Origin of the sequence: Oceanobacillus limi, assembly GCF_900111445.1 — a bacterium.
GTDB lineage: Bacteria > Bacillota > Bacilli > Bacillales > Amphibacillaceae > Ornithinibacillus > Ornithinibacillus limi.
The window spans coordinates 61,148-74,374 of the sequence record NZ_FOHE01000005.1 but is presented as its reverse complement, the minus strand read 5'-3'; the positions used below and the strand labels follow the sequence as shown (position 1 = coordinate 74,374).

The window sequence follows — 13,227 nt, the reverse complement described above, 5'->3', positions numbered from 1 at the left end:
ACTTTGGGGAGTTGGTCAACCGCCCACCACGGATATGTAGTTGTTATTTAAATTATATCATTTCACTTCTATAATGAACAGCGAAAAAGAACAAGCGTTCCCCTCAAACTAAAAGAGTTTCATCTGTTCTGTATTATCGTCATTTTCAGACTCAGAGTTTTGCAAATTATATCCTAACGTTTGATAGCCATTCTTCCTTTTTTTATACATGTTGTTTAACATTTCTACACGGTCGTCTACATAATCATATACTTTAACAATCTCTTTTCCCTCGTATAGTCGATGGATCCTTCCTATATATTGTTGCAATGTTCCCTTCCAGGATATTGGCATTGTTAAAAACATCGTATCTAGCCGTGCATAATCAAACCCTTCTCCAATATATTTTCCAGTCGCAATAACTAATAGTTCTTGGTTTCTTGGGATTTCCTCGAGCTTTTCTATTTTTTCTTTCTCTTCCTTCTTTCCCATTCCCCCAGTTAATACAATGACATTTTTGGCAAAGCCTTTAAAACATATTCTCTAACATTTTAATATGCTCAATTCTTTCCGTTAAAATAATTGGTGAAGCACCTTTATCAAGCTCACGTAGTACATCATCAAAGATCATTTTATTCCTTTTTTCATCTAAGATAAGTTCACTGTTTATCGATTGCATCGTTTCTTGCTTCGTAGTAAATGATGTATTTCGTGGTACTAAAATATGCTTAAATGGACGAACCTTAGCTTGATCTTTTGCAGTTATTTTATATCCTGATTATCCTACTTAAAAATTGGGTTAGAAATATAACGTATCCTCATATATCAAGGTTATCTTAATTATTGACTTCCGATAAAGTTAATAATTAATAAATAACTTTAAATTGGTCGCATTCTTTATACATATAATTGTATATTTATACTTAACTTTAACTGAAAATAAAAAGATATTTATATGTACCAATAAAGATAGAAGTATAAGAGACTTCCAATCTCTTGATGATAAATTATACTGTAGATAATGAAAAGTTACTAAAATATTTAAGGTGTAGGTGAATGTATTGAGAAAGCCAATTGACTTAAATTCTTTAGTGAGTAGTTACGAAAATTTATCGGAGGAGGTTTTTGAAGGAATCCTGAGTTTATTCACTTTTACAGGCTCCCTATCAATGTTTTAGATATATTTAGGCGTTCCAATAATATAGAATAAAAAGCCTAATTCTTTCCTGTTTTTGGCGGGGAATTAGGCTTTTGATGTTCCACAATCGCGCCCGATTGCTGAAGATTGTTATTGAAGTAAACTGCTCTACATTACGGTTCGCGGAAGCGTGCACTTTTTTGCACGGCTAATGTTGTGCTTTCTTTTTGCATTTTTGCTATTGACTTGGCATAGTTGGTCTTATACTGTACGATGCACTATTCAAATTGTTAGCTTTATAATCCGAGTCTGGCACCTACTTCTGCATACTCTATATCTTTTCTTTCTGCATTCCAATTACCCCCTGTTTGTCCGTCCCATATCGCTCCTGTTTCAACGAAACCAACAGACGCAAACAACTTCCGGACGGCTTCGTTTACCATCCAATATGATGTAGCAACTGCATCGGCTTTTCCTTGTGGAAACGACTTTATGTAATCAATAACTTTCATCATTGCTTGTTTGCCAAATCCTTTGCCTTGATGCTTTTTATCAATCATAAAGCGATTAAGTCCATAAGTAGATTTATCTCCATATTTTTCACATAAAAGTGAACCTTCCGCCAGTTCGTAAAATCCAATATCGACATATCCTATGACTTCATCATTGTTGCATATAGCGAAGATCATAGGAGGTTTTTCGTCGTTGAGTATCTTTACATAGGCTTTAGCCAAACAATATATGCTGGAATCCACATTTCCTTTCTGCTCGTCTGTTATGCTTAACTTCAACACTGCCTCAAAATTATCGTGGGTAATTTTTCTTAATTCAATCATTTTTCTTCCCTACTTCCGAAAAATTCTATTATTCGCCCTTTGTTATTCAAGTATCCTGACCCGTTAGCAGAAAGGTTGCCGCCTAATTTAACAATTGCACTCGTTTTATTTCTAGCCTGTTAGTATTCAACGAAATGGCCCGATTGCGGCATACAGTTCTTTTTGACAACCAATCAAACTATTACAATAAGTATAACATTTTAATTGAATATGCATATGGCATTTAACTAAAAACATATTGTATTTTGACACTTTTACAGGCTCCCTAGTGATGGTTTCAGATGTATTTGGACGTTCTAAAACGAAGGTGAAAAATAATAGGTTTAACTCAATTGCTTTAATCCAGCTAAGAAGTCTTTTCATAGAAACCACTCCCATCTTAAAAATTTTCACTAGAGAATTTATAGCCTGAACGGGCTTAGGGAGAGAAGCCTGTCAAAATGAAAAATTAATTTTTTCTACTTTGTTTGAAAAATATTTCTTTGAAGCTCTTCCATCTTTTCCATACGTATCCTCTCATTTTATAAGAAATTATAGATCTATTATACAATCTAACCAATACATGAAAGAATCAAACGAATTGAACTCAGTCTTATTTGACGTTATTCTGAGTTTTGTGGAGGTTTTATTTATGGGGAAACGCAAGAAAAACAAATCTAATACGCCAAGACAAAAACGAATGAATCGTCCCAGACGGCTTCAAGCAGCAGAACATTGGATTCCGAAATATACTGGGAAAAGTCTTGTAAATGGGTATAGCAAGCACTTTGCAGTAAATAGACTTTGTGCAGTTATAGAACTAGAAATGCTTGGCTATACATTTGATGATGTTTATAAGCAAAAACTGAAACATGCCGAGATTCAAAAGCAACAACTAGCCAAAAAACGAAACGCTGTAAAGAAACAAAAACGGGAACAAGCAATAAAGGACTTTTTCTATGAGGAAAGCGATGAGACATTTGCATTTATTGCTGGCCACACACCTGGTGGAGCCCCATATGGTATAACTTGGGAGGAATGGGAAGAAGAGCATGATGTAACGTCCAAATCTGATTCTAAACCATTTCGCATAGATATAGATGACGACGAACTTCCTTTTTAGATGCAAATAGGAGGAATCAATTAACCGATTCCCCCTACGTAAACACATCCCCTAATTTAACTTCAAACCCTTCTAAAACTTTGGATTGAATGGTTCCTTTTTCCTTCATTACTTCTGTTTGTTCATATACACCTGAATCATTTAAGTTATATATTTGAATAACCTCTAACATTGGATTGATGATCCAGTATTCCTTTACTCCATATTTCATAAAAGCTTCCATTTTAACAACTAAATCATGGCTTTGATTGGATGGACTTAGAATTTCCATGATCAAAGCAGGTACTCCAACATACTTACTATCTTGAAATCCTTTTTTGTCACATATAACAGATATGTCTGGGATGAATATCAAATCTTCATTCAAATCATCACGATGTAATTGAATATCATAAGGTGCAGAGAAAACTTCACATTCTTTCCCTTCCAAATAATTGAATAGTTCCGCATGAAGTTTACCAGATATTCTCTGATGTGCCGTTGATGGAGATGGTGACATGAAAACAACACCATCAACATACTCCAATAATTGATTGGTTTCTTCTCTCATTCTATAAAATTCTTCAAGGCTGATTTTTCGCTCTTGTGAATCGCTCATAGACATTTGCTCCCTAGTTTATTTTCATATATTTTATCACACTAGGTCCATTTCCTATTATTTCATCAACCCATCAATCACCTTAAACACCAACTTAACGCCCTTCCTGTGATAAAGAAAGTTGTTCAGACTTCCAATAATGTACGTTTCCAGTTCTGGATGGTAAAACATAAAACTCCCCGTGATACCTGCATTTCCCCACATGGCATATTTCTTCGGTAACACAACTGGGGTGGGTGTAAATTTCATAATCCCATACCCATAATCGATACCGGGGGCAAACTTCGCCCAATCGTGCATCGCCTCAAATGATTCCTTAGAGATAAGCTCATGATTTTTTACTGCCTTCATGAACTTCAATAAGTCCTTTGCTGGTGCAACAATTCCTCCACCGGCATAATCAATTCCTAAGCTGGGATAGCTGATGACATTCGTATCCTTTATATAGACGTCTGCAGGAGGGAATTCATTTTTTATCACCGGATCTGAATAATGAAGTAAATAGGAATGCTGCATGTTCAGTGGTTCGAAAATATATTCTATCAAGGCACGATGGAATGCCATTGATGTCACTCGCTCAATGATTAATCCTAATAAATGATAACCGGTATCCGAATAATGAAAACCATCTCCGGGTGCAAAATGGGATTCTAAATTTTCCTTGGACCATTGGATGGTTTCTTTTGGTGTCCAAAAATGACTTGGTTCCTCGAGTAAATGGTCTAACATCGGCTTTCCTTGCTTTGGCTTGTCTTCAAAATAGTCATGGATCCCGGACGTATGGTTCAGCAAATGTTTCACTTGTATTTCACCCGTATAATCGGTTCCATTGTAAACGTGTAAATCTTTTACTATCTCCCCATCCAAGTATTGGGTAATATTATCCTCATAAGAAATCTTTCCTTTTTCCACCAGCATCGCAACAATAACAGCGGTAAACATCTTCCCAATACTCGCTCCGAAAAAGGCTTGGTTTGATGTAGCCTTCATCTCGCCTGTATTACCTTCTGCCAGATTGACATGGAGCCCTTGATTTTCCGAGTGTACCAACAAATATGCATTACGAATATTTTTGTCGTTTTGAACCATCTTCCGAAATTGGCTCTCCAGCAACTGGAATTTCTCATTTACCATGGCAAATACTCCTTCCCTTGACCAAACAGCGAACTTTTTTGCTTCCTCTTGTACTACTATTCTAGTGAAAGCTCATATATTCGAAAATGCGCTCATATATTTCTAGATTCGCTCATAAATCTGGAGTTTTGCTCATAAATCCGGAGTTTCGCTCATAAAAGGGTGGAAATAGCTCATAAGTGGGATACGTCAAATTTTTGTCTATTTTTAAAACCCCAGCGTGCCCACTTCCTACATAGCAAATACTCCTTCCCTTTGACCAAGTAGCGAACTTTTTTGCTTTCTCTTGTACTACTATTCTAGTAAAAGCTCATATATTCAAAAAAACGCTCATATATTTCTAGATTCGCTCATAAACCAAGAGATTTCGCTCATAAATCTGGAGTTTTGCTCATAAAAGGGTGGAAATAGCTCATAAGTGGAATATGCCAAATTAATGGAATCCCCTCCGATACCCCCAGCCCCTCCCACATCCTGCGCCTCTCATTCCCAAATCCATTTTCAAATTGCACATTCCTCCAATTAAAGCTAAAATAGTCTTCGTGCATACTTAAATTTACCCACCTCATTTTCGAATAATTATGACTATTAAGAATAAGTATAAGTAAGCTAGTACATGAAGGAGGAATAATATGTTAAGCAGTATTGCTGGGTTCTTCGATCGGATGGTTCGAAGGTATTTACCAGATGCATTTTTGTTTGCGATTCTTTTAACGATTATCGTTTTTCTATTAGGGGTATTCTTTACAAACAGTTCTCCAGTTCAGATGGTTGAGTATTGGGGTGGCGGATTCTGGAATCTATTAGAATTTGCTATGCAGATGTCACTCATTGTGGTGACAGGATATATTTTAGCCAACAGCCCGATTGTTAAAAATATATTAGGTAAAATTAGTAAACTAGCGAAAACTCCTGGACAGGCTATTGTACTGGTAACTTTTGTTGCTGCGATTGCTTGTTTAATTAATTATGGGTTTGGGTTGGTAGTTGGTGCATTGCTGGCGATCCATGTTGCCAAACGTATCCCATCAGTGGATTACCGCCTGCTCATGGCTAGTGCGTACAGTGCTTTCTTACTTTGGCATGGTGGACTTTCTGGTTCTGTTCCACTGACCATTGCGACAGAAGGGCACTTTTTAGAAGACATGCTTGGTATTGTTCCAATCACTGAGACACTTTTTAGTGGGTTTAACCTGTTTATCGTTGGTACGCTTCTGATTACACTACCATTGCTAAATCGTTTATTAATGAATTCTACTCAAGGTACTGGAAAGATTGACCCTGAACTACTTAATTTACAAGCGAACCAAGTGGAAGAGACTGTAGAAACGCCGAAAGAAGAAATGACGCCTGCAGACCGTTTGGAAAATAGCCAAATCCTATCGTTAATCATCGGAATACTTGGTTTGGTGTTTATCATCTATCATTTTGTACAAAACGGATTTGATTTGAATATTAACATTGTGAACTTTATCTTCTTATTCTTAGGAATTATTTTCCACCGCACGCCGCGCCGCTTCCTAAACAGTGTCACAGATGCTGTGAAAAATGCAGGTGGAATTATTATTCAATTTCCATTTTACGCAGGTATTATGGGGATGATGGTCACTTCGGGGCTTTCGGAGCAAATGTCATTATGGTTTGTAAATATTTCAACTGAATTCACGTTGCCACTATTCAGCTTTATAAGCGCAGGAATTGTCAATTTCTTCGTTCCATCTGGTGGTGGACAATGGGCGATTCAAGGTCCAATCATGATTCCAGCCGCAATCGACCTCGATGTTTCAACTGCCAAAACAGCAATGGCTGTTGCTTGGGGAGATGCTTGGACAAATATGATCCAGCCATTCTGGGCATTGCCATTACTTGCTATCGCTGGGCTTAAAGTAAAAGACATCATGGGATTCTGTGTAATGGTGTTGTTCTTTAGCTTTATACCAATATCGATTGGGTTATTATTCTTTTAATAAAAAGATAGACGTTAGGCACCCCCTAGGTACCTAACGTCTATTAAAATGGGCTTTCTTTTAATTGATTCGGATTATAGAAGGTTGAATTTCTAACGTATAACGAGTCTAGCATTTCTGGCATACAGCGGAAAATATAACTCACCCTACCACTAGAAAACTCTAACATTAATACGTCTTCCCCATCATCAATTTGCATAAAGGATGGCAGATCAAGCCCCTCTCTATATAATAATTTATAATCGAAGCCTTCATAAGCCTTTTCAGCCTGTTCCAATGTTGACCGTCTTCCGATACCTTCTTTCGTTTCCCAATCTTCAAACGATCCACTTCTGCCCCAACTGATAAATTTAATTACTCCGTCTTCAGCAACAAACTTTATTGGTGGAGAAGCGTAAATAGTGATCGATTCGTTCCGCGCATCGATATTTCCTTCCCCCATGTAATCGCGTACCACTTCCTCACGATCACCAATATTAACGGTCTTACTAAACGCTGCAACTTCATGTTGTTTTTGAAATGGATCGTAATCGTCATCTGAACTTTCTACTTTTTCTTCTTGTCCTGTATTTCCTGGATCTTCTATTCCATCCGTGTTCCCATTGTCCTCTATATCATCCGTGGATACTTCCTTCTCAGCATCCGTATCGTTTCCCTGTTCACTAATTCTGTCTTTGCTTTCTTGTTCCGTATTGGTAGAATCCGATTGTATCTCAGAACCATTTTCTGATAATCCTTCATCAGCGTTTTCACTCGCAGTTGAAGGCGTCAGCGGTGTTTCAAAGATTTCTGATCTTACTAATAACTCATCCATTGTCATCTCTACTAATGACAAATAAGTATCCTTCTCGTGTAGTTCCATACTATAGATCTTATTTGTTCCATCCGCTAAAAACACAATGATTAACTCGTCATCGTACATGTAGAATGCTTCATCAGCTGTTTGTTTGGTATAAGTGTATTTTCCCAATAAATCATTAACAGAGTCTCCAGTTGCAACACCAGACGAAGTTTTTGCCGATTTCCTTTCATCCTTCAGCCCTACTATTTCGTCATCTCGCAACACGATATGATGATTTTCGTAATCCATCAGCGTTAAATCTTCAGCACGACCAGTTTCCAGACTTCTTGGCTCCCCTAGTACTTCAACTACTTCATCATAGCTACTTCCAAGTGTCAATCCCTCTATAGCTAGTTCCTCACGTAAAGGGGATGGATCCTTTGGTGTAGCCTTTTCTTCCTCCGAAACATCCTCATTTTCTTCCACTTTGTATGGCGGGGAACTATCGCACGCACCAAGAAATAGTAGTATAAACAAACCGAAATAAATACCTGTTCTATGCAAAAAATCATCTCCAAGTTTTTGTGATCTTTATTAATATCGGTTACCTGACCAGTAAAGTGAAGGGACGCGGGGACAGGTTCATTGTCCCCGCTCCTTTTTTCTACCCGAAACTTGGGTGATGGCTATCCCCATAAATATTAGAATCGAACCATAAATAATACTCCACGTGATTGCCTCGTCTAGAATTATCCAACTGAAAAACATTCCAAACACTGGTACTAACAACGTTGAAAGTGTCGCAGTGACCATATCAATTTTACTCAGTAACACGAACCATACGGTAAAACAAAGTGCAGAAGCTAATACCCCTGTAAATAAAATATAAAAGATGCTCTCGGCTTGGAGCTGAACTGGATCCCCCCATTCCATAATAACAGCAGCTGCAATAATGCCAATTGTTCCAAATAGCATTTGAAATGCAGACACCTGTAATTTAGGAAGTCCATCTAATTTCAGTCGGTAATACACATTCGATGCGCCCCATGAGATGGCTGCAATTACAATGAATGCTTCGCCGATAATCATGTCTACATTTTGTGCTTGAAAGAAATCCCAGCCAATAATTAAGAGGAGACCGAGCATACCGACAAGAAGTCCAACCAGCTTATTCCTCGTAATCTTTTCTCCTAGAAATTTAACAGCTAGAAAACTACTCCAAATCGGCATCGTATATAATATAATAGAAGATTTCCCTGCATCAACGAAGCGTAAGCCATACATTACAAGTAGAAAAACGATTGTTGTTTGTAAGATACCTACCACAACAATGTGCCCCCATTTCTCCTTGGGTGGGAGCTGCATTTTCATGAAAATTACGATTAAGAGTAATGCAATAGCTCCGGTTCCAAAGCGGAAGGCAGAGAATGTAAATGGCCCCATGTACGCTAAGGAAGCTTTCATGTATACCCAGGCGATCCCCCAAATGAGGGTGATTATAAGTATGAGGAGCCAGTTGAGGAGCTTTGTGTTATGTAATAATTTCTTCATTTGTTAAACCTACCTTATTGCTTACAATGTTTAATTCAAGTGAATTGGCCGAACCAATTCACTCTTTTTTTTCTGACCAAAAAGAAAACTGCTGACACAATAGTCTAGCAGTTATTGCTTCCAATTTATTATAACACCTTATGTTTGGACAATTGAATGAAGGAGCTCATATGCATTCCATAGATTACACTCCATCTTCATCATTAGAAATGTGATCGGATAATATTATGTAACCTGGGACGCAACCGAATAATCGGTGGTTTTCTACCAAAATGCACTCGATTTGTTAATAAGATGACATGTAAATCAACGGATGGGTCAAACCATATACTTGTGCCTGTGAAACCAGTGTGTCCATAAGATAAATCAGAAAAATAATCGCCGCAAGATGATAAATTCGGACTTTTTAATATCCATCCTAATCCTCTATATTCACTTGCAAATGATGTATAGTTTTTCCTAGATATATCTAACGCATTTCTAGATAAGATACGCTTCCCCTTGAAAATACCATCATTCTCGATCATTGTGGCAAAGTTTTGTAAATCGTGGATTGTGGAAAAAAGCCCTGCATGACCACTGATTCCCCCCATGGACTCGGTATTATCGTCATGAACAATTCCAAATTTATAATCCTTCCGTTTCTCACTATATTCCGTAGCAGCATAACGGTCTCTATCAAATTTTGGGTTGAATCCGCTATTCACCATTTCCAATGGCGTAAGAATTTCTTCCATAACAAATTCGTCAAACCGTTGTCCAGTTACAACTTCTACTAATTTATATAACGTAATTAACCCTAAATCACTGTATACCACCTTATGGTCTGTTACATATTCTAACTCTTGATTATAAATATTCTCAAGCACTTCTTCTCTATTCAGATCCTCTTCAAAATAGGGTTTATGTGCCGGTAACCCTGATGAATGGGTTAGCAGTTGCTTAATTGTGATTGCCTCTTTATTTTTTCGCGCAAAATCTGGCAAGAAATAGGCCACTCGATCATCTAACCTAATTTCTCCCTCATCTAGTAATTTTAAAATAGCTGGCAAGGTTGCAACTACTTTGGTTAACGAAGCAAGATCAAACACGGTATCCAGTTTCATTGGTGACTTTTCAGGATAGACTACTTTGCTTCCAATTGATTCTTGTAAAACGACCTCACCTTTATAGGATACATGTACCACTGCTCCAGGAATATGTTCGGCATCTATTTCTTTTTGTAAAAAACGAAGCACTGTTTCCTTCATCAATTATCATTCCTTTCATTAAAGATCTTTTCTGTATGATTTATAGGTTTTCCACTTCCCATACCCCAATTTTTGATAAAAATCTACTAATCCTGTCCAATCAATGACAATGCGGTTAATTCCCCGTTCACGTAAAAATGCTATTCCCGCTTCTACAATAGCTAAACCATAACCATTTTTTCGTTCTTTTGCATCAATACCTAGTGGACCAATTCCTCCAAGTTCTTCTTTAAATAAAGGAGCCCAATATACATTTTGAGCAATCAATGGAGACATTGAGTCATTTATTCGGCAAAAGCCAATAATTTGATCCTTTTTCTTAAGTACGACAAACTCTCTGCCTGTCCCACCTCTTTCAAAGTACGTGATTGCTTCATATTCCCATCTCCCCGGAAAACAGCGATGCAGAAAATCCAATAAATGTTCTTTTTCATTCGTTTTTAATAAAGCAAACTCCACATCTTTTATATTGGGTATGGAATGTTTTTCTATTGGATTATAGCTACGAATGAGATCGTAATCTGTTCCATGCTTCTCATAACCTTTATGTTCGAACCATCGACAGACGTCCTCAAATTGCTCCGGAATTCCAGGGAAATAATGCCAAGGGTCTCTTCCTAAAATAATCCTTTTTACCCCTTTTGATTGAAAAACCTCCTCTGCATGGTCTAGCAAATGCTTTCCAATCCCTTGTTTCCTATAGGATTGTTTCACTATAAGGACTTGAATCCAGCCAAATTCAGGCTTCATACCCACCTGTAATTCTTCTTGCCACCGTTTGGCAACAAGAAAACCAATAACCTGATTATTTTTGGTTACTGCAATACGTGATCCCTCCAAACAAATATTTTCATCTAGGAAACTATTTTGTTCAAAAAGCTCCTCAAGCATTGGGAAAGATTCTCCTACTTCGTTATTCCACAATTCCACAATTTCTTCCAATTTATCGTTAGTCCAAGGAATTAGTTTCATCGTTTCACCTCTCTAGTGATTGTTTGAATGTAGCCATAAAAGCATCATTTATCTGTCTGTTTTCTTCCTTCCATGCTGCAACTATTGCACCTCCGATTGGCTCTATTCGTGGCTTTATGAGGCGTACTTCTTGCTGACAACGATCCACTACATGGAGTATTGGTTTTTCAAATAATTCCATCCGATTAAAAACACCTCCTGTTAAGACGACCGGAACGGAAACATTCTGAAATAACTTTCCTCCTAAAGCAGAAATAGCTCGTCCAAGTTCAACACCGTTTCTCCAAATAATTTCCTCCGCCACTTTGTCTCCATGATCATACGCATCCATAACCAATCTACTTAAAGATGCAATTTCGGTTCGAGGATTGGTACCTTGATATAGTTTTTTAATCGTTTCTGGTAACGCTTCTACGTTGTAGTACTTTTGCAGTAAATCAATCAAATATGTATAATCTTTCAAACCATCATAGGCTAGAAACGCTTCACTTAATGCATCCCTACCAATAGAATAGCCGCTTCCATAATCACTAAATAAATACCCCCAACCGCCAACTCGTTGGCGCTCTCCATGCTGATTCATTCCAAATGTTATCGATCCAGTTCCAGAAATTTGAACAATTCCTGGCTCACCTAGCGTCCCGGAGTAAAGAGCGGTTATCGCATCATGATCAATCGTTACTTTAACCTGTTTTGGCAGATAGGAGGAAATTATTCCCTTGATAAGCTTATTATTTTCCGGATGGTCCACACCTGACATTCCTGCATATAAATGTTGCACATGACTAAACTCAGAATACCTTTCAAATTCCATAAAAAGCTTTCCAAATTCCCCTTTGAGATGATAATTGGATACACTATTGGGATTAGTTGGACCAACGATCGATTTGGCAACAACAGTTCCATTTTCATCTGCAAGAACTCCGATTGTTTTCGTTCCGCCACCATCTATTCCAATTACATACACAAACAATTCCCCCATTAAGAAAAAAGGAGCCACCGTGATGATAGCTCTTTTTATCTCTGCTTTCTTACTTTCGTTTTCCGTTTTTGGTTAAAAAATCAATTGCGTCTCTTGTTGTATCGATATGTTTTACAGTTTGATCATATTGCAGAGATGCAACACACATAAATAAAATATCAATCACCTGCAATTGTGCAATACGTGAAGATGTCGCACCACTGCGGAAGGTAGGCTCCTTAGTTGCTGACGTATATAAACGTATATCTGCTTGTTCTGTGACGTTAGAGCTTCCATATCGAGTTAAACTGATCGTTTTAATATTATTTCGTTTAGCAAGTTCTAATACATTTGCAACTTCTTGGGTTTCCCCTGAAAAAGAAATGCCAACAACGACATCTCCCTGTTCTGCATTCGCGACCAAAGTTGCAGCCATGTGAATGTCAGAGAATGCGTAAGCCATTTTATTAATACGGAGAAATTTTTGTTGGGCATCATGTGCTATAATGCCGGAAGCACCCACACCAATAAAATGAATTTTATTAGCATTCCTTAATAAATCAACTGCTTTCTTTAGCTCATCTGTGCTTAATAGTTCTACTGTCTCACGTATTGTTTGAATACTATTATTGGTCATCTTCTCAATAATGGATGGCAAGGGTTCATTAGGTTCTACATCGCGAAAGCCTTGATCATTTGTTTTCTGAAGGTCACCTGCAATCCGAAACTTCAAATCTTGAAAACCTTTTAAATCCAAAGATTTACAAAGTCTAATTACCGCTGCCCCGCTAGTTGAACTTCTTTTCCCTAATTCTAGTGCTGTTAAGGTGACAGCTTCTTCCGGGTTTTCAATAATATATGAAGCTATTTTTTTCTCAGATGGAGGTAATAAAGGCAGCATTTCTGTAAGCATCACAAGTCCCCCAGTCATAAATGACATAGTATCAGCTCTCTTTCT

At 37.6% G+C, this 13,227-nt stretch carries 14 protein-coding genes; 2 read left to right on the top strand and 12 right to left on the bottom strand.

Going from position 1 to position 13,227, the window contains the following annotated elements:
- Positions 1-108: 108 nt before the first annotated feature.
- From BMX40_RS07130 to BMX40_RS07120, 4 genes are all read right to left on the bottom strand, one after another.
- Positions 109-471 carry a DEAD/DEAH box helicase gene (locus BMX40_RS07130; protein WP_090868295.1) on the bottom strand — a complete coding sequence of 121 codons (363 nt, stop codon included), beginning with the start codon at positions 469-471 and terminating at the stop codon, positions 109-111.
- Between the two features lie 37 nt (positions 472-508).
- Entirely contained in the window at positions 509-658 is a 150-nt protein-coding gene (locus BMX40_RS20160; protein ID WP_170840698.1) for a hypothetical protein, read from the bottom strand.
- A 755-nt stretch (positions 659-1,413) separates the two neighbouring features.
- Positions 1,414-1,953: a GNAT family N-acetyltransferase gene (locus BMX40_RS07125; protein ID WP_090868293.1), complete on the bottom strand. Its 540-nt coding sequence runs from the start codon at positions 1,951-1,953 to the stop codon at positions 1,414-1,416.
- Between the two features lie 126 nt (positions 1,954-2,079).
- Positions 2,080-2,316, bottom strand: a complete 237-nt coding sequence (locus tag BMX40_RS07120) for a hypothetical protein (RefSeq protein WP_090868291.1) — start codon at positions 2,314-2,316, stop codon at positions 2,080-2,082.
- Between the two features lie 268 nt (positions 2,317-2,584).
- Here BMX40_RS07120 and BMX40_RS07115 point away from each other — a divergent pair, with 268 nt between their 5' ends.
- A complete protein-coding gene (locus BMX40_RS07115) occupies positions 2,585-3,055 on the top strand; it encodes a hypothetical protein (protein WP_090868289.1) in 471 nt (156 codons plus the stop codon).
- Between the two features lie 34 nt (positions 3,056-3,089).
- On the opposite strand, the gene BMX40_RS07110 is transcribed toward BMX40_RS07115, so the two are convergent.
- Complete coding sequence (locus BMX40_RS07110; protein WP_090868287.1) at positions 3,090-3,653, bottom strand: Uma2 family endonuclease; 564 nt, start codon at positions 3,651-3,653, stop codon at positions 3,090-3,092.
- A gap of 57 nt (positions 3,654-3,710) precedes the next feature.
- Entirely contained in the window at positions 3,711-4,787 is a 1,077-nt protein-coding gene (locus BMX40_RS07105) for a serine hydrolase domain-containing protein (RefSeq protein WP_090868285.1), read from the bottom strand.
- A 632-nt stretch (positions 4,788-5,419) separates the two neighbouring features.
- Here BMX40_RS07105 and BMX40_RS07100 point away from each other — a divergent pair.
- Positions 5,420-6,754, top strand: a complete 1,335-nt coding sequence (locus BMX40_RS07100; RefSeq protein ID WP_090868283.1) for a short-chain fatty acid transporter — start codon at positions 5,420-5,422, stop codon at positions 6,752-6,754.
- Between the two features lie 43 nt (positions 6,755-6,797).
- On the opposite strand, the gene BMX40_RS07095 is transcribed toward BMX40_RS07100, so the two are convergent.
- The 6 genes from BMX40_RS07095 to BMX40_RS07070 form a co-directional block, all read right to left on the bottom strand.
- Positions 6,798-8,099: a hypothetical protein gene (locus tag BMX40_RS07095; protein ID WP_090868281.1), complete on the bottom strand. Its 1,302-nt coding sequence runs from the start codon at positions 8,097-8,099 to the stop codon at positions 6,798-6,800.
- A 78-nt stretch (positions 8,100-8,177) separates the two neighbouring features.
- Positions 8,178-9,086 carry a DMT family transporter gene (locus BMX40_RS07090; protein WP_090868279.1) on the bottom strand — a complete coding sequence of 303 codons (909 nt, stop codon included), beginning with the start codon at positions 9,084-9,086 and terminating at the stop codon, positions 8,178-8,180.
- Between the two features lie 203 nt (positions 9,087-9,289).
- On the bottom strand, positions 9,290-10,336 hold the full coding sequence (locus tag BMX40_RS07085) for a serine hydrolase domain-containing protein (protein ID WP_090868277.1): 1,047 nt from the start codon (positions 10,334-10,336) through the stop codon (positions 9,290-9,292).
- An 18-nt stretch (positions 10,337-10,354) separates the two neighbouring features.
- Positions 10,355-11,308: a GNAT family N-acetyltransferase gene (locus BMX40_RS07080; protein WP_090868275.1), complete on the bottom strand. Its 954-nt coding sequence runs from the start codon at positions 11,306-11,308 to the stop codon at positions 10,355-10,357.
- A 4-nt stretch (positions 11,309-11,312) separates the two neighbouring features.
- The gene (locus BMX40_RS07075; protein WP_170840697.1) at positions 11,313-12,275 is read right to left on the bottom strand and encodes an N-acetylglucosamine kinase; all 963 of its coding nucleotides are present in this window, start codon (positions 12,273-12,275) and stop codon (positions 11,313-11,315) included.
- Between the two features lie 64 nt (positions 12,276-12,339).
- Entirely contained in the window at positions 12,340-13,209 is an 870-nt protein-coding gene (locus BMX40_RS07070; protein WP_170840696.1) for a MurR/RpiR family transcriptional regulator, read from the bottom strand.
- Positions 13,210-13,227 lie beyond the last annotated feature (18 nt).